The sequence below is a fragment of the Shewanella sp. 30m-14 genome (assembly GCF_052977125.1).
Genome location: NZ_JBRILW010000022.1, coordinates 28,452 through 50,226 on the forward strand (window position 1 = coordinate 28,452; position 21,775 = coordinate 50,226).

17 protein-coding genes are annotated in these 21,775 nt (G+C 42.8%); 9 read left to right on the plus strand and 8 right to left on the minus strand.

The window, feature by feature from the left end; genetic code table 11:
• Nucleotides 1–21: 21 nt before the first annotated feature.
• Nucleotides 22–678: a nitroreductase family protein gene (locus ACVBIU_RS15575; RefSeq protein ID WP_447159966.1), complete on the plus strand. Its 657-nt coding sequence runs from the start codon at nt 22–24 to the stop codon at nt 676–678.
• A 253-nt stretch (nt 679–931) separates the two neighbouring features.
• Here the strand turns inward: ACVBIU_RS15575 and ACVBIU_RS15580 are convergent, their stop codons facing one another.
• The gene (locus ACVBIU_RS15580; protein ID WP_447164228.1) at nt 932–1,813 is read right to left on the minus strand and encodes a DNA ligase; all 882 of its coding nucleotides are present in this window, start codon (nt 1,811–1,813) and stop codon (nt 932–934) included.
• Nucleotides 1,814–2,145: 332 nt separating this feature from the next.
• On the opposite strand from ACVBIU_RS15580, the gene ACVBIU_RS15585 reads away from it, so the two are divergent.
• The 3 genes from ACVBIU_RS15585 to ACVBIU_RS15595 all read left to right on the plus strand — a co-directional run bounded on the left by ACVBIU_RS15585 (nt 2,146) and on the right by ACVBIU_RS15595 (nt 5,193).
• Nucleotides 2,146–2,517, plus strand: a complete 372-nt coding sequence (locus ACVBIU_RS15585; protein ID WP_447159968.1) for a diacylglycerol kinase — start codon at nt 2,146–2,148, stop codon at nt 2,515–2,517.
• Nucleotides 2,518–2,959: 442 nt separating this feature from the next.
• Nucleotides 2,960–3,832 carry a hypothetical protein gene (locus tag ACVBIU_RS15590; protein WP_447164227.1) on the plus strand — a complete coding sequence of 291 codons (873 nt, stop codon included), beginning with the start codon at nt 2,960–2,962 and terminating at the stop codon, nt 3,830–3,832.
• 335 nt (nt 3,833–4,167) lie between these two features.
• Nucleotides 4,168–5,193 (plus strand): GGDEF domain-containing protein, encoded by a 1,026-nt coding sequence (locus ACVBIU_RS15595; RefSeq protein WP_447159970.1) that lies wholly within the window; start codon nt 4,168–4,170, stop codon nt 5,191–5,193.
• Nucleotides 5,194–5,389: 196 nt separating this feature from the next.
• Here the strand turns inward: ACVBIU_RS15595 and ACVBIU_RS15600 are convergent, their stop codons facing one another.
• From ACVBIU_RS15600 to pdsO, 3 genes are all read right to left on the minus strand, one after another.
• Complete coding sequence (locus ACVBIU_RS15600) at nt 5,390–6,079, minus strand: class GN sortase (protein ID WP_447159971.1); 690 nt, start codon at nt 6,077–6,079, stop codon at nt 5,390–5,392.
• Nucleotides 6,072–8,510, minus strand: coding sequence for a marine proteobacterial sortase target protein (locus tag ACVBIU_RS15605; protein ID WP_447164226.1), 2,439 nt, complete (start codon nt 8,508–8,510; stop codon nt 6,072–6,074). The genes ACVBIU_RS15600 and ACVBIU_RS15605 overlap by 8 nt, the downstream gene beginning before the upstream one ends.
• A gap of 139 nt (nt 8,511–8,649) precedes the next feature.
• On the minus strand, nt 8,650–9,387 hold the full coding sequence (gene pdsO, locus ACVBIU_RS15610; protein ID WP_447159973.1) for a sortase-associated OmpA-like protein PdsO: 738 nt from the start codon (nt 9,385–9,387) through the stop codon (nt 8,650–8,652).
• Between the two features lie 256 nt (nt 9,388–9,643).
• Between pdsO and pdsR the strand changes: the two genes are divergently transcribed.
• The 4 genes from pdsR (at nt 9,644) to ACVBIU_RS15630 (ending at nt 14,770) form a co-directional block, all read left to right on the plus strand.
• Nucleotides 9,644–10,336 (plus strand): proteobacterial dedicated sortase system response regulator, encoded by a 693-nt coding sequence (gene pdsR / locus ACVBIU_RS15615; RefSeq protein ID WP_447159974.1) that lies wholly within the window; start codon nt 9,644–9,646, stop codon nt 10,334–10,336.
• Between the two features lie 207 nt (nt 10,337–10,543).
• Entirely contained in the window at nt 10,544–12,727 is a 2,184-nt protein-coding gene (gene pdsS, locus ACVBIU_RS15620) for a proteobacterial dedicated sortase system histidine kinase (protein ID WP_447164240.1), read from the plus strand.
• A 143-nt stretch (nt 12,728–12,870) separates the two neighbouring features.
• Nucleotides 12,871–14,049, plus strand: coding sequence for a cystathionine beta-lyase (locus ACVBIU_RS15625; RefSeq protein WP_447164225.1), 1,179 nt, complete (start codon nt 12,871–12,873; stop codon nt 14,047–14,049).
• Nucleotides 14,050–14,197: 148 nt separating this feature from the next.
• Nucleotides 14,198–14,770 carry a type IV pilin protein gene (locus tag ACVBIU_RS15630; RefSeq protein ID WP_447159976.1) on the plus strand — a complete coding sequence of 191 codons (573 nt, stop codon included), beginning with the start codon at nt 14,198–14,200 and terminating at the stop codon, nt 14,768–14,770.
• A 254-nt stretch (nt 14,771–15,024) separates the two neighbouring features.
• On the opposite strand, the gene ACVBIU_RS15635 is transcribed toward ACVBIU_RS15630, so the two are convergent.
• From ACVBIU_RS15635 to trhO, 3 genes are all read right to left on the minus strand, one after another.
• On the minus strand, nt 15,025–15,519 hold the full coding sequence (locus tag ACVBIU_RS15635; RefSeq protein WP_447159977.1) for a CreA family protein: 495 nt from the start codon (nt 15,517–15,519) through the stop codon (nt 15,025–15,027).
• Between the two features lie 137 nt (nt 15,520–15,656).
• Nucleotides 15,657–17,021, minus strand: a complete 1,365-nt coding sequence (gene yegD / locus ACVBIU_RS15640) for a molecular chaperone (protein WP_447159978.1) — start codon at nt 17,019–17,021, stop codon at nt 15,657–15,659.
• Between the two features lie 157 nt (nt 17,022–17,178).
• On the minus strand, nt 17,179–18,162 hold the full coding sequence (trhO, locus tag ACVBIU_RS15645) for an oxygen-dependent tRNA uridine(34) hydroxylase TrhO (RefSeq protein ID WP_447164224.1): 984 nt from the start codon (nt 18,160–18,162) through the stop codon (nt 17,179–17,181).
• 313 nt (nt 18,163–18,475) lie between these two features.
• Here trhO and ACVBIU_RS15650 point away from each other — a divergent pair, with 313 nt between their 5' ends.
• Entirely contained in the window at nt 18,476–19,123 is a 648-nt protein-coding gene (locus tag ACVBIU_RS15650) for a glutathione S-transferase (RefSeq protein ID WP_447164223.1), read from the plus strand.
• Between the two features lie 375 nt (nt 19,124–19,498).
• On the opposite strand, the gene ACVBIU_RS15655 is transcribed toward ACVBIU_RS15650, so the two are convergent.
• Nucleotides 19,499–21,613 (minus strand): alkyl/aryl-sulfatase, encoded by a 2,115-nt coding sequence (locus tag ACVBIU_RS15655; RefSeq protein WP_447164222.1) that lies wholly within the window; start codon nt 21,611–21,613, stop codon nt 19,499–19,501.
• Between the last annotated feature and the right edge of the window lie 162 nt (nt 21,614–21,775).

The window sequence follows — 21,775 nt, forward strand, 5'->3', positions numbered from 1 at the left end:
TTGCCACATTAGGATATGAATATGACTCATCCCATTATTACCGATCTTGAAAGTCGTTACACCACAAAACGTTATGATGCATCTAAGCGTATTCCCCAAGTAGATCTTGATGTGATCTATAAAGCAATGAATCTTTCGGCCTCTTCTATCAATTCACAGCCTTGGAAATTTATTGTGATTGAAAGTGATGAAGCCAAGCAACGCATGCATGATTCATTTGCCAACAAGTTTCAATTTAATCAGCCACATATCAAGTCGGCTTCACATATCGTTCTGTTTGCTTACAACCCTCACTATACTCGCGAAGATTATGCAAAGGTTGTCGACAAGGGTATTGCCGATGGCCGTATGGGAGCTGAGGATAGAGAGCAGGCGTTTGGCGCTTATGCTTTCGTAGAACTCAATACGGATGAAGCGGGTAACAATGCTGCTTGGACAAAATCTCAAACTTACTTAGCCCTAGGAAATACATTGCACACCCTTGCTCGCTTAAGAATCGACTCAACCACTATGGAAGGTGTTGATAGTGAATTGATTGGTGAGATCTTTAAAGAGGAGCTTGGCGGCTTTCAGTGTGATGTCGCACTAGCTATGGGCTACCATCATTCAGAAGAAGACTATAATGCAGCGCTGCCAAAATCTCGTTTGGCAATGAAAGATGTTCTGCAAGTTTTATAATACCAATCGATTTTGAGTCATTTAGGCAAGTGAGCTTATGCACTTGTTTGTCTATCTGTACTGTGAAACCAATCTTTGGAGGTTCGGAGCATCTGCCCGAACCTTTCTAAATATTAGTAAAAGCTATTTGCCCTCATAGATGCATGTTTAAAAATAAAGACGCAAACATTAAAGGCTTTAGCCGTAAAAATTAACGTGAAAACATTAACGTAAAAGAGGTGTTCATCCTGACTCACAGGAGTCTCATTCGCTATTATTGAGATTGCCTTTCCCGCAAGAAACTGGCAAATCTTGGCGTGCCTTTTTGGGTTAGCCCAAAATATTTATAAGTCACTTGGCTACCAATCTGAGGTGGATTTCTCCTTTGCTCCAACGTAAAACCAGAACCTAAGTTAAACACTTTTCCCTGAACGTTTTTAACCACTAAAGCCCCAAGCATACCGCTAAATTTCCCTTTACCTGGAGTATGCGCAACGACGAGTGCTTCGGCATCATAAAATGGTTTCAGCTTAACAATGTCTTTACTGCGACCGACTTTATACAAGGCTGTTTTCTTATGTAACATCAAACCTTCACCGTTACCATCAATAATGCTTTGTAACTCACTGTCTAATGTTTGATGAGTGCTTAATGTATATTGCCTTATGACCCCTAAAAATGGACTGATACCTTGTAGTACTTTTCTAGCCCTGTCATATCGTAATTCAAATACATTGGGATCATCCGGTAGATCAAAGACCCAAAAACGTACCTTTGCCCATTCGGCGTCTGCGGCCTTGGTTTTTCTAACGGTTGCAGATACCTGCTCGAACGCGCCCCTTTCAATCCATAACTCTCCGTCTAAGGGAAAATCTGGAAAGCCCTCAACAAACCAAGTCGGCAGATTAATCAATCTTCCTGAACGACTGTACATTGCTTTTCCATCCCAATACCCCCTTACACCGTCCAGTTTCTCACTGACCAGGTAATCGGAAATATTGGCTATTTGTTGGGTGCTTTTAGAAGCTAATTGGATTGACGGTTTATCTGTCATATTTAGTGCAACTTCGGCCGAAGCTGCAACAGGATGGGTTACTATAAATAGGAACGCCGTTATTAGGCTAGCGATAAAAAAGAAAAGTCGTATTACGAACATGGTCACTGCTCCTTGCTGCTATTTTTCAACATTCGATTGCACATCCTGTGCACCATGAGTTAAGCCTAGCTCTCTTTTTGGCTCTATGCCATTGGCACCTGCTGGAACAGTTATTTCTATCTTATCAATGCTTGCCCTACCTCTAAGATCACAGCTAATTTAGCTTTTTAACTCAATCAAAAATGGAACATGTTATAATCCTTCAAAATTTGAACTATCAGCCTTAATATATTGCTATCAAGCAACTATCGCGCATGATAAAGCACTATTTTTATCACGATAATGTATGAACGCGATAATGAATACTGTTATGGATACTATTTTGGAATGCTATGAAACCTGCTAATAATCACGGAATAAAACGCGTTATCAGAGCGACTGGATTTTCAATACAAGGCCTACAGCTTGCTTGGAAACACGAGGCGGCATTTAGACAAGAGTTGCTCTTAGCAGCGATAATGCTACCCATAGCATTATTAGTAGACGTGACAACGGTAGAGCGCGTTTTACTCATCCTAGGTTTATTTTTGGTGTTAATCGTTGAACTTCTGAATTCAGCAATCGAAGCCGTAGTAGACAGAATTAGCGATGAACTCCATCCATTAAGCGGTCGAGCAAAAGATATCGCCTCTGCAGCCGTATTTATGAGCTTAGCTTTCTGCGGCCTAACTTGGGCGTTAATCTTGCTGCCTAAACTCTTTTAAACAACTCATGTCATGAGCGCTTTAACTAACGCCTTCTCATTGTGCCGTTTTAATTGAAGGCGTTAGTTAAAGCTAATCCTGTTATTTTTAGCATCACTCCCCGCGCCCCCTTAAATGACATATTTTAGCTGTCAAAATAAGCGTATAACTGGGCAAAGCTAGACTGTTTACTAAAATCTGCAAGTCTTAAATGTTATCAATATTAATCATAAATGTGTCATTAAGAGTATTGCCTTTCCCTCATCTAAAATCGCTGTAGTACGCAATGTCTAGCCTGTCATGCATGTAAGTAATGACGGTTAACTTGCATTAGATCAAACAAACCATACATTTTTCGAAACAATTTATTCACATCACTATAGATCCTGCTATGCTAGTAGCCGAATAATTAAACATTCGAAAATTAAAACTAATAAGAATAAGAACGACGGAGTCACTTTTAATGCTTAAAAGTTTCATCATTCGCAGTGCTACAACATTGGCCTTGGTCGCGAGCCCAATGACCTATGCAAATAACAATACTGTTATCCGTATCGGTGGCTTTTATGCCAATACGGACTCAACCATAGATGTGAACGATCCTCTCCTTGGTAATGCTTTTAAGCTCGATTTTGAATCGGATTTAAAATTAGAAGAATCTCAATTTCTTCCCTTCTTCGAGTTCTCTCACCACTTTAACGACCGTCATACGCTTTATGCAGATTGGAAACAGCTTCATCGTAATGCATTAGTGCAGTCAGTCGAAAAACCATTTCAGTTTACGTGGGATGACACCACTTACGATATCAAGTCTGGCATTTCGCTAGATAGCACCCTTAATATCGATATCATGCGTATTGGTTATGGTTATGATATCTGGCAAGGTCATAACTATGATGTTGGTGTATCTGTAGGCCTACATGCCATGTTTATCAAAACAGCATTTAAAGGCAACATAGGGATCTGCGATGTTGCCACAGAAACACGCTGCCCAGACACTATCGATATTCCCAAAGTGGTTGACGAAAAACTGACAGCTCCACTGCCTGATATTGGTGTTTTCGGCTCTTACGAGTTCTATCCTGGCTTTAAATTCAGTGGTCATGCGCAATACTTTTATATCAAGCTAGATGATCTTAAGGGCGGTTTAGTTGATGTAAGAATGGGGGTTGAAGCCGCAATCAGTGAAAATTGGCATATGACAGCAGCCTTTAACTACTACGAAGTCAACGTTGAATACACCTCAACCTTTACTGATGCGGGTATTAAGATTGCCGATTACAACATCGAGTATAGCTTTATTGGCCCTATGCTTTCGGTAAGTTACCAGTTTTAAGCCAGGTCATTTTTCACTACAAAAAGCACCTTATTACTACAAAAAAGGCACCTCATCGGGCCCTTTTTGCTTATCACTTGGCATTAAACATACAATCGGCACTGATAGCAGACTGCCATTAATGACCTGTATTCACCCCTTTAATGCTTAGTCACTAATGGGGATAAGTTGACTGCTGATTTTTGTTCGCTGTTTTTATGTACGAGTTAAACGTTTTTCAAGTTTTGTATCAGATCAAAACGTAATAGAATGGCCAAATAAAATGCACAATAGCGTTACTTTACATTGGCATATAATTAACCGCGCCAATAATCTATTGTTAATAAGGGACCATAATGGCTAGTCCACTGCTAAAGGAATCGGCATCTAAGCTAAAAAAAGCCATTCCTTTAATGCTTAAATATCAAATTCCAACGACACCGATAAACTATGCGCTATGGTATGCTTATGTTGGTGAAAAAAATGTCAAACTAAATAAGCATTTAGATCAAGTCGTCAGCCACTACAACACCTGTCCGCCAAGTCAAAGTGAACGCCTTTACCAAGAGTTTCTCTCGGATGCCGTCGAACTTGATGTCGTCGATATGCGCCTTAATCTCGATGCTATGGTCACTGAGCTCTCCCAATCGCTTAAAGACACCAACATTGATGCAAACCATTTCAATAGCAAAATTGATAATAATTACAACAAGCTTAATAAGATCGAAAATGATGGCTTTACCATTGAAGAAGTACTATCGGTCGTTAAACATCTTGTTAAAGATTCAAACGAGATCCGCGAAAGTGCCCAGCATTTCACAGCCCAACTAGCCAAAGCACAATCTGAAATAGATGCTTTGAAACTAAAATTAAAGCAATCTGAACATGAGATGCATTTTGACGCCTTAACCAATGTATTAAACCGACGCGCATTTAATCAAGACCTCAAAGGGATTATCGAACAACACCCCCAAGGATTATGCTTAATCATTGCCGATATTGACCATTTTAAAGTGTTTAACGACACCTATGGCCACCAGCTTGGCGACCAAGTGTTAAAAGCCGTGACAAAACGCCTAAGTGAAGCTTGCCAAGATGGCACTAAACTGTATCGATTTGGCGGTGAAGAGTTTGCTTTAATCGTGCCAAAGAGCCAATTAGGCCGAACACGACAACTGGCCGAATCTATGCGTCGAAGCCTAGAAAAGTTGATTTTGAAAGACAAACGAAAAGGCGACACTATCAATAACATCACCGCCTCTTTTGGTGTCGCTCAATGTCAGTTAAACGATACTGATAGCCTGCTAATAGAGCGCGCAGACAAACAGCTTTATGAAGCTAAGCGCTTAGGCCGAAACCGTGTCATGCCAATCTCAGCCTAAGCTGACCTTAGATGCAATAACATTAGGTTCGATTAACTCACACAGGAATAAGTGCCACGAAGAAAAGTAGCGCAAGCTTTTGTGGTGATAGGTTAAGTGGACTAAATAAAATGGACTAAGTGAAGTGGCGCTAAGGTTACAACAACTCCTAGCGCCAGCCTTACTCACGTACTTTTTATCGTTAACAAGGCTCACTCTAATTAACAGGCTCCGCCTTAACAACAAACCGCAGTGGCCCACCAGCAAACTCAACGCCAAATGGATAACAGGTCACCAAGGTTAATATGCTCTGACCATTATCTTCAATCACACTTAGATCAGATTCGTGAGTCACTTGCGCTGTAGCCACACGATAGATACGGCTCTTACCTGATGCGTTTTGTAACTGGATCAACTGGCCGACTTGAATACCATTAAGTCTTGCAAAGTGCGTATCTCTATGACCAGCAATAACGGTGTTACCCTGACTATTAACGCTCGCCGACGATAACATTTGTGCAGGACCAAAAGCCAAGTTTCGGCCCGATGCCCCCGCTAGTACGTATAGACTGTCATGGTTATTAATATTGTTGTTTTTGCCCGACTCAACAAAATCCTTGCTTAAGTGAGTCGTAACCGGAAAAAAGTCGAGTTTGGCAACTGGATGCGTATCGGCCCATGACCAAGGTTTATGCGGCTTTTGGTCTGCAAGTGTTTTCTGCCAAGCCTGCTGAATAAGAAATTGGGCAAAATGTGCTTTAGCTTGCATATATCCACCTTGTATTACTAAAACGGCTCCCGCGACCAATAACAACCACGGCGCATACCGATGAAATCGTCTAATAAGGCGTTTATCACACCTTGCATCAGCATTAAAATTATTGCCTTGCTCAGTAATACTACTCATAGTCAGATCCACTGGTGTCCGTACGCCTAAACGATAAACGATATAGAGCCGCTAGCAGCAACAGAGTCGAGCCAAAAATCATCAACACAACACTATTTGTTCCGGTTTGCGGAAGCGTATGTGATAGCTTTTGCCATCCGCTTGGCAGATGCTGCATCACCCTCGCCTCCTTTGTTTCAATACTGGCAGGTTTTATTGGCGAGACATCCACTGCGACTAAGCTAGTGTAAGCGCTCATAATATGAAAATTCATCGCTATGGCCTCGATCTGCTTTTCAATCCTCTCTTTATTCGCAGCTTGCTTAGTCAGCTCTAGTGCAGCGATCTGTTTTCTTGCCCATATTAAATCTAAACCTTTGGCTTGCTCCAAGTTATTAACTTGACTGCCAGTATTAAACTCTAAGCGTCGCTGCCAAAATTGCCCCGCTAATTGCCCTTGGATCAGTAAGTCATTACTGACAAAGCTTGGAATTCTTACAGCGACCAAGATAGGCTCGTGAGCATAAAGATCAGGAATACGTACAGGCCAATAGTCAGGGACACTGCCATCGCTAAAACGAAGATCAACATCGGTGACTTGAGGCTGCGCTATTTTCTCCAATAGCGACACCACTTTTTGGTTAACCTCATCAAGTTTGCCAATGTAGGTATAAGTCCCCCTACCGACTTCAGCAGCTCTTTGCATAAAATGGGCATTAGGCGCTGAGCCAATTCCGATAGTAAATAAACGACTTTCAGCTAATTGATCTTTTATCTGCTCAAATAGCACAGACTCATTAGCAACTGCGCCGTCGGTAATAAATAACACCTGACGTAATGACGCCGCGGCGTTTTGCTCATCTCTTTCATGGTCACTATTATTACCAAGACGAGTTAATGCAGCATCGAGCGCTAATGACATTTCAGTGCCGCCATCGGCGTGTAGTGCATTGATATAACCTTGTGCTCGAGCAAGATTGCTAGCCGTTGCTGGCATTGCATACTTAGACCACTGCTCAACAGTTGAGTTGAACTGCAAAATATTGAAGCTATCTTGGGGCTTTAATCCCGCTAACGCATGCTTAAGCGCCGATTTAGCCTGAATGATGGCATCTCCTGACATCGAACCTGATGTATCGATAACCAAGATCAGTTCACGTGAAATCGACGATGACTCAGTTACGCTACCTTGAGGTGGCATTAACATCACCAAAGCATATTTTTCTAACGCCTTTTTTGAGTCAGTTCGTTGGTTGTGACTATGCTGCTCTAGCTCTAACTGTGGCAGTGGCTGTAGTTGTGACTGTGACTGAGGTTGATACTTTGGCTTACTTCTAGAGACTCCCTGATTAAACTGACTATCGCCTTGCACAACTTGTGAGGCTAACGCAGCGTGGGTTTTACCTTGTTGAGAAAAAACTACCGCGGTAGGCTCACGGCCTTGTACGGGCTGCCATGTCAGCACAAAATCACGATTAGCAACTGCATTGTTATCTAAGCTCACTTGCGCTGCAGCATCTTCGACCATTTCGACATTAATAGAATGGTAGGGGCTGTCGATGTTTTCTATTGCCATTGCGGCGTCAAACTTTACGGTTATCGAAACTAAGTTTTGAGCGATGGTTTGTTCCGTGTTTGTTTGCTCTCGGCCCGCTTGCTCTTTAGCATTAGTCCACTTGAATGCAGCGACTTGTTGATGTAACTCACCACGTTGCTTGTCGCTATGCCCACTTTGTTTCGGCGTATATCTTGGCGCTATCGCCATCGGAAAACGTAGACTAAACAAACCATCTTTATAGTCTAAGGTTTCTTGATAAGTGAGCTCCACAATCAACACTTCATTTGGCGCTAAATTTGCCACCTGAGCACTAAAGATATTGGCACGTTTTTGCTCAAGTAAACTGGTTTTTTTACCTTCAGCCTTTGCTTGTTCATATATGGCTTTAGCCTTAGCTTTAGGCTGGATCTGTCCTTCTATCTCCCTATCGCCAATATGTAGCTTAAGCTGGTCAACCGCCGCTTCATTAGGTAAAGGAAATAGATACTGACCATTAACCCACTCTGTCGACGTGTTTTTAAATTCATGGCGTACAGAAACTCGGTTCACCCAGCCTGATATATGCATACTGATGTCGGTTTTCATTGGTAGCGCAATCGCGACCTGCCCTTGTGCGCTTTCAAATATCAAACTACCTTGAGTAATGCTATCTAAAGAAACTGGTTCCGTTGACGCTAATGCCATCGCACTTTGCGGCACGAATACACTAAGTAATAATAACCCCTGCAATAATACCCCTTGCAGTAATCGAGCTTGCAGCGATCCTATCGATGCCCCAATTGCGACTCTCTTTGCCATAAGCGCCTCAAAAATAGAGCCTCCTTGGCGATGACTCTGCTTAGCGATAGGCTCTAAAACATTCGCTAATCCACGCTTTAATATATACGCAGTCATCTGTTACTCCTTTTGACTGTTTACCCCAAAGATGCGATGAGGCAGACTCTGTGGCACCGAAAACCTGTCTAAAACATTCAACTAAACAGGTCACTTTCGGTTAAATTGGCAGTTAAATTTACGGTTACATGACTGGGGGTTAATTAGCCGCTAAAGCGCTGTCTTGATTTTGCAACTTCAATGTCACGCGACGGTCAAAAAAGTCATTCTCAAAGCTTTGCTCTGCCATCAAAGGAGAAGAGTCACCATAGGCTTGGTTATGCAAACGCGCCTCGGTAACGCCTTGCTCTATAAGATAGCTTTTGACTTCTGCTACACGCTGTTCTGACAAGGCTTGGTTATAATCACCATCACCACGGCGGTCAGCGTACCCCGTCAAGTCCAATGTCAATTCAGGTGAGAGTGACATCGCAAAAGCAATATCATTTAGCTGATTTTGAAAGTGAGGCTCAATCGTTGATGAACCCGTTTTAAACTGTACATTCAGTCCCAGTGCCAATTCAGTTAACTTCTGCTCTTGCGCCATTTTTAAACTGGTAAGCTGTTGCTGCGCTTGCTCATACTGATCTGAAAGTTCAACCAATGATTGGTTTTGCTGATTTAGTACAATAAGCTCCAGCTCTTTTTCATCAAGCATGGCTTGCTGTGTTTGCAACGCATCATCATCGCCCACTGATTTACCCACCAAGGTGCCAGTAAATGCGCCGATAATGGCTCCGACGGGCCCACCCACCACAGCCCCAAGCACAATGCCTGAAGTTAACCCGATGAGTTCTTCGTTATTGCTACGCTCGGTGTCTACAACCTGCTGTGCTGATGCTTGAGTTGAAAATACTAACGCGCTAATGACGAGTGTTGAGATAAGTTGTTTTTTCATGTTATTCCCCTTGGGATAGTAATTTTTAAACTAAATTCAAATTGGCTAATAAAGCTTGCCGTTTTAAAGTTGTTAACTGCGCTTTATTCGATAGGGCTATTAAACCCTACCGAAATGGCTTTTAAGGGGAGTAAAAGTGGCGTTTTGAGGTTCAATTGTGGCAACAAAATGGCAATCACGGTTCACGTCTTCAAACAGAGATATTTTCCTGTATAGTCACAATCAATTAGACAGTTAAGGCCCTCATTAAGACGTTATGAAACGAATTGCCATAGTAGAAGATGAAGCTGCAATTAGAGAAAACTACAAAGAGGTTTTGCAGCAACAAGGTTATTGTGTACAAGCTTATGCCAACCGCCCACAAGCTATGTTGGCATTTAACACGCGCCTACCCGATCTTGCCATTATCGATATTGGCCTTGAAAATGAAATCGATGGCGGTTTTACTCTATGCCAATCATTAAGAGCCATGTCGAGTACCTTGCCGATTATTTTCTTGACCGCACGTGACAGTGATTTCGATACCGTATGCGGTCTGCGACTGGGGGCCGACGATTATTTAAGTAAAGATGTCAGTTTCCCACACCTAATAGCCAGATTAGCTGCGCTATTTAGACGCTCAGATCTAAAAAATGCGAGTAACGATGAAAGTCATATCGTTGAACATGGTTTGCTGACAATCGATGTGAATCGCATGCAGGTATTTTGGAACTCAATACAGATTGAGCTTACCGTAACCGAATTTTGGATGGTGCATGCGCTCGCAAAGCGCCCAGGACATGTACGCCAGCGCCAAGAGTTGATGCAAGAGGCCAAAATATTCGTCGATGATTCGACGATTACTTCCCATGTAAAACGGATTAGAAAGAAGTTTATTGCCCAGGACCCTAACTTTGATTGTATCGATACCGTGTATGGCATGGGTTATCGCTGGGATTCCCACAATTAACCTTGAGCATTAGCATTGAGCATTGAGCATTGAGCATCGAAACTTGATGCTAAGCGAACCCTCGCTTGTGGAATGTCGTCCGCTGATAAATTAGTTCATCAATCGAGTCATTTTTGGTCATGGTCAAGTAGTTTTAGGTCATTGCCTGATCATTTAGGTCATAGTCAGGTCATTGTTGATGGCCATCATTTAGGTAGTTGTTACGCCATGTTTAATTTGCCAATAGGGCTGCGAAGTAAAGTCGCAGTATTGTCTTTATTCTTACTCTGCCTGCCGTGGCTAGGTTATCAGTACGTGTGGGAGATGGAGAAATATCTGCGTCACGGCCAAGAAAAAACCTTAGAAGGCACTACTCAGGCACTGGCAACCGCACTGCACGAAAGACCTAAGCTATTTGATAGCCAAGCGAGCTTTTTAACACAGGTTGAAAAAGGGCGCGATCTATACGCTTATCCACTTTCAGGGCCTATTCAACTAGACGGTAAATTGTCAGATTGGAGTAGCTACCGCCATCGTGCACTTAATTACGCGGCTGATTATCAGGTTTATAAACGTGACGAAGGCCAGCCGTTAAACCTCAGCTTTACCCATATGGTGGGTAAATATGCCGGCTACCTGTACGCCTTTTTCGAAGTTCGCGATCCACACGTGATCTACCGTGGAAAAAATAGCCTTAGCATAGACAATAACGATCATATCGCCATCGCGACACTCGCACCGGATGGCAAATTTCGACGCTATATTGTCGCCACCACACAAGATGGTTGGATAAGTGCCTTCGAACTGCCAGAAGATCCCAACCTGTCTACCCCTGTAACGCCTGAAGTTAAAATTCAAGGAAAGTGGACCAAGAGTAAGCAAGGTTACAATGTCGAGCTTAGGATCCCGCTTAATATGGTTGGCAGTAAACTGGGCTTTGCTGTTTATGACGTAAACGATAAAAAAAGCCGCGTATTAGATACCATCGTTGGCACCTCAGCAATTGATGATGTAAGCAAGTTGGGGACCGTACTTGTCCCCTCACCTGAAATCGAAAGTATTATTAAAGGCATGAGCCATAATAGTTCGCGGATCTGGGTGGTCGATAAACATGGTCGCGTTTTAGCAAAATCGGGCGATATTCGTTCAGATAACAGCGTCTGGTCACGGACTAATATCGATAACGATGACAACTCGGGTTGGACGCAGTTTAAACATAAATACTTGCACCCGCTTTACTACAAAATTTTAACCACGCCAGCCAAAGACTTTATTGATTCACTGCAAGACTCAACAGTGTTGCAAGGCAGTCATATCTCTAAAGCCTTAAGCGGCGAGCAAGGTTCCACCTGGCGCTTAACTCCCGACAGCAAAGCGGTTGTGCTCGCTGCTGCTAGTCCTATTTGGATTGATGATAAAGTAATGGGGGTAGTGATTGCCGAAGAAACCACTCATGGTATTCGAACCCTGCGCAACAAAGCATTAGAGAAGCTGTTTAATGTGATTTTAACCATCATGAGTATGGGCACTTTAGCGCTATTTTTCTTTGCTTCAAACATCTCAAGCCGTATTCGAAAACTACGCGATGAAGCTGAGCAAGCGATCGACAGCCAAGGGCGAATAAAAAATGAGATTCAGGGTTCTAAAGTTCGCGACGAGATCGGCGATCTATCACGAAGTTTTGCCAGTATCGTTAGCCGATTGAGCCAATACACTCATTATTTAGAGAATATGTCTTCGCGTTTATCTCACGAACTGCGCACCCCTGTCGCCGTGGTGCGCTCGTCGCTTGAGCATCTTGGTTTACAACAGCTTAGCCCTGATAGCCGCAAATATGTTGACCGGGCACAAGAAGGCGTTAACCGTCTCAATATGATCTTAAACAACATGAGCGAAGCCACTCGTTTAGAAGAGAGCTTATCTCATGCCGAAACGACTATTTTTCCGCTCGAAAAAGTCATCAATGGCTGTATGCAAGGCTATCAAATGACCTATCCCCAACAAGCATTTGAGCTCGATATTACCCAGGACAGTATTGCGATGTTAGGAGTGCCGGAGTATATCGCTCAGCTGATGGATAAACTTATCGCTAACGCCTTAGAGTTTAGTCATCCTGATAGCCCAATTAATGTTGCGCTGACACTCAAGCATAAATATGCCGAGCTGAGCGTCAGTAACCAAGGCCCCGCACTACCGGATAATATGGCCGAGCAGATTTTTGAGTCTATGGTGTCTGTGAGAGCACAAAAAGCGCAAGATAAGCCGCATCTAGGTTTAGGCCTTTATATTGCGAGACTTATTTGCCAATTCCATGACGGTAAAATTAACGCCAGTAATACCCAAGATAAGGCCGGGAATATCAGCGGCGTTAAGATCACGATTAAGCTACCAATAAGCAAAGAAAGTCTTTAAAGCAGTTGTAACTATCCCAATTATGACGACAGAGAAAATAGTGACTGAAAGTTTATACTGAAAATAATGACACTTTATTTTAGCCGTTTAGATGTTAAGATGGCTAAAATGATATCGATATTTAAACTGATGGAATTCGCCCGATGAAAAAAGAAACGCAGATAATCAGTCTAGGCCGAGATAAAAAATGGACCCAAGGGGTGATAAACCCGCCTGTTTACCGCGCATCGACTATGGTGTTCGATACTATGGAAGATATGCGTTTTGCTGCAAAAAATAAGGCTAATGGCGCAATGTTCTATGGCCGTCGTGGTGGCCCTACTCACTTTGCGTTTCAAGCGGCGATTGCAGAACTTGAAGGCGGAGTGGGCACAGCACTATATCCATCAGGAAGCGCCGCCATCAGCAATAGCCTGCTGTCATTTTTAAAAGCGGGCGATCACCTGCTTATGGTCGATAGCGCCTATGAGCCCACTCGTGATCTATGTAATAAGCTGCTTGCCGGTTACGGCATCGAAACCACTTATTACGACCCTATGATTGGTGATGGCATAGAAGCCTTAATACAGCCTAATACTAAGGTGCTGTTCTTAGAATCTCCCGGTTCAATCACCATGGAAATACAAGATGTCCCCACTCTGAGCCGTATCGCCCACCAGCACGATATCGTGGTGATGCTCGATAATACCTGGGCATCACCAATAAACTCGCGCCCTTTTGAGATGGGGGTCGATATTTCGATTCAAGCGGCGACAAAGTATATCGTCGGCCACTCAGATGTGATGATGGGCACTGCTACCGCGAACGACAAACACTGGGAACAGCTACGAGAAAATAGTTACCTTCTAGGCCAATGTACCTCACCAGATGATGTATATCTTGCTAGCCGAGGCCTAAGAACCTTAGGTATTCGCTTAGCCCAGCATGAACAAAATGCATTAAAAGTGGCTAACTGGCTTGCAACCCGCCCTGAAGTGGATCACCTGCGTCACCCCGCTTTTGAGTCATGTCCGGGCCATGAGTTTTTTAAACGCGACTTTAGCGCCTCAAACGGACTGTTTTCGTTTGTATTAAAACAAGGTGATGTTAGGTCTGTTACCGCATTTGTTGAAAATATGCAGCACTTTAAAATGGGCTTTTCTTGGGGCGGTTTTGAAAGCTTAATTTTAGGCGTATTTGGCATCGATAAACTGCGCACTGCAACAAAGTGGGATAGCAGTAAACCACTCATTAGATTGCATATCGGCTTAGAGAACGTCGATGATCTCATTGCCGATCTTGAGGCCGCGTTTGAACGCTATAATCGAGTATTAAACACCTAAGCGAACTCTATTTAGCTTTTAGCAAAACAAGCCGGCCATGTTGTCGGCTTGTTTGCATTTGTCACAGAAAAAGATTCTTTGTTTTAGCTATTAGGTTAAATGCTTTATTATTAACAGCGTAAATGACCAAACCTAGAGAATCTTTTTAATGCAGCGCGCCACCGCCTCAAAAGGCTTTACCCTCATCGAACTTGTTATCGTGATTATTGTGCTTGGCATATTAGCAGTTATCGCTGCGGCTAAATATGTAGACTTTAAGCGTGATGCTGAAATAGCTCGGGTCAAGGCCGTTGCCGCTGCATTGCAGCAATCAGTTACCTTCTCCCACACTAAATGGCAGCTTATCGCAGGAGTTGGTGCGTTGAACGATCTACCTGACTTTGCCGGAGGGGAGCTTGATATGAACAGCTTTGGTTATCCCCTTGGTATTGGTAAAGGTAACCCGATGGGACAACCAAAAAATATCGGCCAAGGTGAGCAAGGCTGTGTTGATTTATGGAATATCCTACAACAAGATCCAGCCAGTGTTTCGTTATCTAGCATAGACAATAGCAGTGACTTTCAAGCCTATCGTCATCAAGCAGCTAGCAATCCCGATGGTCAAACACAGTGCACTTATGTACTGCGCACCCTTGGCGATACCAAGAGCCGCCAACAAGCCGATATAAAAATCCTCTATGACTCAGTCGCTGGTAGTGTTATTGCGCTTATTAACGATTAAGCCCAGCTTTACAAGCTAGCAGCCAATTTATTGCTTTCGCTCAAAGCATAAAGGCGGATATGATCCGCCTTTATAGTGCTTATATGATGCACTTAGATTGTGTACTTAAATTGTGTAGATGGATTGTGTGCTTGTACTGTTTTCGTGTGCTAAGGCTGATTGACTTAACTCACTTATCAAGCACTCTTATCTAGCCCATTTCGCCTCATTGTTCAATAGTGAGTAGTGAAGAGCAAAACTGAGCCGCAAGCAGATCAGTTGTTAATCACTGCTCCACCAGGGACCCACGCTTGTGTGCCATAAAGTGGCACGGTTGAGAGCGCATGCTTGTGGCTACCATTGGTCTCTTTGGTTGAGTAAGACAAATACAGTAATGTTTGGTTCTTTGCATCATAAATACGGCGTACTTTTAGCGATTTAAATAAGATGCTTAATGATTCTTTAAACACCACTTCACCGTTTTTACTCTTATCGATACTGGCAATTTCAGCAGCGGTGATCGGCCCTGTTTGACGACAAGAAATACTCATATCCGATGGGTCCGCCAGGCTTAAATCGGCCTCAATACGGCTAACATGACACGTCACACCAGGGATTTTAGGGTCGTGCCTAGCATCAATAATCACATCTTTGGTGGTAAATAAACCTAAACTCACCTTACCCACATCATCGCCACAACCACTTAGACCAAGTGTTACGGTCAGTGACAGTCCCAAGCTAATTAACAGCCCTTTAGTTAAGCCCTTCATATCCATTTCCTTTAGCGATTGAGTCAATCAATGAGTCATTGTGACTGATGTAATACTATTTGTGTCAATCTAAACGCCAATAGTCAGCGCTAACAGTAAACGAAATAGCGCTGAGTCGCGCTATTTTTCATTGCCCGTTAAGCAAATACCCTTTGTGCCCAGCGAGTCAGTCCAGCCGTTACACTACCAAAGTGATCCCCTACCACAATTGGGATCTCAGGGAATAAGCCCGAAATGCGTTGGTAAATAGCCGGGCTTCTCGCGGTGCCGCCAGTCACATAAATACGGTCTGGCATCACCCCTGATTGCTCAAGTGCTTCCCGCATCAAGGCTTCGACCTTTGATAACGGTATCGTTATCGCAGTTTCAAAATCAGCTTCACTCACCCTAGCATGTAATCCGTTAGCAATATATTCAAGTGGCGTATCGACGCTATCGCTGCTTGATAACGCTATCTTACTTTGTTCGGCGCTGCGTACTAATTTATAACCTAATTGGTCTTTTTGAACTTTTAGCAGACGCTGAATAAGCTGTGGGTTTTGGGCCTCTTTAATCAAGTCTTCGATTAGCTTTTTAGAGGCCAAAGCACTAAAGTCTCGCTGCGCACTGATATCATTTACTGCCACTGCATTCCAAAAAGGTTTACTTGGCACTGGCAGCTTATTTACCATTAAGCTTCCAAGCCCTAAATGCGGCATAAATGACGCCATAGAAAGCGCAATATCTAAATCATTACCACCAATACGCTGGCCACTATGACCTAAAAAATCTGCGCTACGGTCACGGTTATCAATATGATTAGGTCCCATTTTCACCATAGAGCAATCAGTCGTACCGCCACCAACGTCAACCACCAGCACGGTTAAGTTTTCATCAAGTGACGCTTCATAATCCATCCCTGCCGCTAGTGGCTCAAACAGAAAATCAACGTCGATAAATCCTGCGCGTTTTGCCGCTAACGATAATATCGCTTCAGCCTGTTGATTACTCTGCTCGCCACCTATCCCCTGAAAGTTAACAGGACGACCAATCACAGCATGAGTAATGACTTTCGTACCTAAATTCTTTTCCGCTTGAGTTTTAATATGCATCATCATCAAGGTGACGATATCTTCAAACAGCGCAATTTGGCTCTCTCTTAGTCCTGTTGCGCCAAGAAATGATTTAGGCGAACGCACATAAAAGCCTTCATCAGGCATATCTAAATAAGCGTCGATCGCTTGCTCACCGACAAACACCGCTTGTTCGTTAGGCAACAGATCCAACTCTCGACGGGCAGCTGCGGCGCGGCTTAATTGCGCCGAACGTAAACGAGTATACTCAGCCTGTTCTGCTTGAGGTAATTGCTTTAACACTGCCTCAGCAATGAGTTCCCTATCCATCGCGTAAAGCGTTGAGCTCAAATACTTAGAGTCACCAGATAAGGGTACCAAACGCACATCACCGTCTTCAATAACACCAATCGCACAGTTAGCACTACCGTAGTCAAAACCTACAAACATTCCCTTATCCTTTAAAGCGTAAAAAAGCCGTGCAAAATAGCACAGTCAGGCTCAGGGAAAAAGTGTCTTTGATAAATAAAAAAAGCAGCCAAAGGCTGCCTGTTAATATGTCTGTAAATTTAGCTCATCTTTAAGCTAGCAGGCTTAATTTTAAACCCTATGCGCTCTTTTCATTTTGTGCTTTTTTAAGCCGCTCTTTGTGAGTTCGACGACGTTCAATCACCTGACTGACATCACTACCAATATGTGCTTCACCGCGCTGCTTAGATAGCTGCACTTGGCGCTCTCGTTCCATAAATCGCTGACGCTGCTTATCACTGACCTTATCGATACAATGCAAGCAGCTTACTCCTTGAACAAAACTATCCAAAGCCATCTCTTCAGAAGTGATAGGCATACGACAAGCATTACATTGATCGTATTGTCCTTTTTCAAGGCTATGGTTTACCGCTACGCGGTTATCAAATACAAAACACTCACCTTGCCATAAGCTTTCTTCTTGCTTGACCTCTTCAAGGTATTTTAAGATCCCGCCTTCAAGATGATAGACCTCATCAAAGCCCTGCTCTTTTAAGTACGCGGTCGATTTTTCGCAGCGAATGCCTCCAGTACAAAACATAGCCACCTTCTTGTGCTTTACTGGATCGAGGTTTTGCTTCACGTACTCAGGGAATTCACTAAAAGTTTCTGTTTTGGGATCGACGGCATTTTTAAAGGTGCCAATCTGAACTTCGTAATCATTGCGGGTATCGACAAGCAAGACGTCAGGATCTGAAATCAACTGGTTCCAGTCTTTTGGTTTAACATAGGTGCCGACTACTTTATTAGGATCAACGCCTTCTACGCCCATGGTAACGATCTCTTTCTTAAGTTTTACTTTAGTGCGGTAAAATGGCATCACTGGGTCAAAAGAGAGTTTATAAACAATATTGTCTAAACCTGGCTGGCTCGCTAACCAAGCCAATAAATTATCGATAGCGGTTTGTGATCCCGCAACCGTGCCATTAATCCCTTCTTGTGCTAACAGTAATGTGCCTTTAATTTCCGACTCTTCCATCACCTTCAATAACGGGCTTTGTAACTTCTCAAACTCAGCCAAGGTCACAAACTTATACAGGGCACAAACAACTACTTTTGACATATTCATCCTTTTACTGCTAGCTGAAGCTTAACCTTCAGTGCATCTATTATCGGCAGCAAAACATGAGCCACCACGCAAAATTATCCGCGAATTCTACACGGATCACACCAGCACAAACAGGGATAAAAAGTAGGGTTACTTAGCTTGAGTGAAAAATGGAATGAAGGGTTGAATGAAGGTAAGTTATGCTTAACTTACCGGAAAACAAACAAATAAAGCCCTATTCATTAGCATTATAATTAATATTAATGATTGTTATTTAACAAATAAGCGTTGAAAATAGCGGCATAGCACAATTATTTAAGACCAAAATATGCCTCTGCCCACACTCTACTCCTTCAGACGCTGCCCTTACGCGATGCGCGCCAGACTCGGCATTTTCTTATCAGGCCAACATGTTAGTCTCAGAGAAATAGTGCTAAAACATAAACCAGAGCCTATGTTAGCAGCCTCCCCCAAAGGCACTGTGCCAGTGCTGATCCTACAAGACGGTGCTGTGATTGAAGAGAGCCTAGAGATCATGTGCTGGGCACTGATGAAGAATGATCCGCACAATTTATTGCAGCGCAATGATCCGCAAAAACAAGAAATCGCTAAAGCGCTGATCCATAGTAATGACCACAGTTTTAAACCTTGGCTAGATAAATACAAGTATGCCGATAGGCACCCAGAGCACAGCAAGCAATATTATCGACAGCAAGGCGAGCAGTATATCGCGCAGCTTGAAAGTATCTTGTCAAAGCATCCGCAACTTATGGGTAATCAAGTGTCAATTGCCGATTACGCTATTTTCCCGTTTATTCGCCAATTCGCTAGCGTAGATAAAAGCTGGTTTGATAATAGCGATTACCTGAATGTGCAGCGCTGGCTAAAGGCCCAGATAGAAAGTGATGAATTTAGTGCGGTTATGGGTAAATACCCAACTTGGCTTGACTGTGGTGAGAGCTTTGCGTTCGGCTAGAACATATTACTAGTAAGTAGATATGTAGCTAACTAACAAATATAAGTAACAAATATAAGTTTAAGTAAATACAGCTCGTTTTAGAACACAAGCGGCTCGTCGCAAGAAACACCTAACCCACAAAGAAAGGCAATAGCCTTACCATTGGTAATCTTGATCTTTACCTAGGTGATCTTCTTCAAAGCGGCGCGTTTCGTGGTGTGATTAGCATTTTTGATACAAAGCAAGGGGCAATTTGATTTTGAACAGAGGTGGCTAAAACGTTAAGGATGGCTCCAAGTTTAACTCTTCGTCAACCGATCATTTATAGACTAAATGATCGGTATGACTAACGAAGAGCTGCTTTATTCAATTAAGCAACTAATTAGTTAGCAGTTACTTAATATAAAGTTCACTGTCTACAGCCTGCTCTGCAGTTGGCTGTGGGACGATTTCGAACTTCTCATCAAAATCAACTTGAGCGGATTTTAGCTTGGTGAGTACTGATTGGTCACCAATAAATTCAGCTTTACCTGATTTTAGTAAATCATTAATGCTTACTGCGCCCATCAGTATTTTTGCCACATCTTGGCGAGTAATACGTAATGTTGCATCCGCCCTTGGCTTCTCCACATTTGATAATTCACTGGCATATTTTGACCATTCAAAATTATTAAAATTACCATTTGCCATTTCAGTAACGTAGAACTCTTTTGTATCTGTCACATCAATATTAAACGTAAACGGCGTATGTTGCGCCACTGTGGAATCTACTTTTACAGCAATAAAATCGAGTAGGTTATCAATCCCCATATTGGACAACACATCATTACTGGCCGCTTTTATTGAACCTGGCTGAATGCCAACTCTGGTTTCTTGTGCACCCGTTAGGTAAACATTTCGCCAGCCAGCACTTTCAGCTTGATAGCCTAACTGCTCATATGTGTCGGCGAGTAAACTACGTGCAGAACGATTGTCAGGACAGACATTCACAACTTTGTCCATGGCAGTCGCAACAAAACGATATTCTCCTTTAACAAAGTCCGCTTTTGCTTTTTCTGTTACGACATCACACCCACCCATATATTCAACAAATTTAAGTGCCTCAGCATCTACGGGTAAAGGGTTTAAATTGGATGGATTCATATCAAAATAGCCAAGGTACATATTATATACTGCACGGGCATTGTGACTGTAACTACCATGGTAACCGTTGGTATGCCAAGACTGCTGAATAGATTCAGGCATAACTTGGTAAATAGCATCACCAAGATCTTGCATAACCATACCATTATTAGCTAAACGTAATGTTTGGTTATGTGTGAAACCATAAGCATCACGTTGCATTTTTAAATATTCATTTATATTATCTTTGTCCCAAATAGGTGCAGAGTGAGAGCCAAACAAATGCTCTGCCTCATGGCCCCACAATTGTATCATCTCATTGATTTTCTTAGACCATTTAAGTGAATCACGAACCTTGGCACCACGTAATGTATAAATATTATGCATACCTTGATAAGTTAATTCGCCTGTCCAAATAGACTTCAAAGAAGGGATAAATGTCACCATTTCAGATGCGGCCTCAGTACCAGAAGCATCTAAAAAGTGCATTTCAACACCATCAATTGAATGCACCTCATACTCACTGTCCCAGTTCATTTCTTTATCGGGAAGTACATAAGACAACTCACCGTTAGCGACCCCTTTTGCAAGTGCAGCATCGACAATACCATGAGCATTGCGTCCTAGTGAGTTACCGTATTGATAGGTGACTCGTCTTGACATGGCGTTGCCTGCTAATACGTTCTCATCAACGATTTCTTTAGTAATATTTCGAGAACCATAAACTTTAACATCAGGGTTGTGCTCCAATACTGCGCGTGAACCACCAAAGTGATCACCGTGAGAATGTGAGTAAAGCATGGCAACGACCTTTAAATCTCCCCCCTCAGGGACTTCGGATAAGAAAAAGTTAAGTGCCGCAGCCATTGACTCTTTAGTCGTTAAGACGTCATAAACAATCCAGCCCGTTTTACCGCGAATAAATGTAGCAGATGCTAAATCAACACCTCGCACCTGATAAACTTGCCCCGGAACCACTTCGTACAAACCATTTGCAGCCTGATTAGCAACAGCTTGACGCCAAAGTGATGGGTTAACACTGTCAGGATATGCTTTGGCCGCTTTAGGGGTAACATCAATAAAAGTGCTGAACTTGTTGCGTATCACTTCACCGGTCGCAGTATCAAGTACCGCAATCAAGCCACGATTATTATCTTCAAATACCTTGGTATCTGCATAATTTAATGTTTTTGCCACCTGCTTATTAGCTTCTATGGTAGCAAGTGTGGCAGGCTTACCATCCATGTCTCTTAACTGTGCTGGGGTAAAATGCTCTAATTCACATTGGTGTCCATCTTCATGTTGGTGAGAATGACTCGTTGCATTCGCAGTTAATACATTAGACAAACTAGCAATGACTGCTACTGCGATGATTGATTTGTTCATAAATGACCTTTTTATTAGTTAATAATAAACGCTAGGGTGCTTAAGAAGTAGTTCAATGAAGCAACACAATTAACGGGACTAATTGCGTCATAAAGGCGAACTTCATTACCCAATTAATGGATCCATGATAATCAGGAAGAATAGTTAAAAACATGAGTTCAC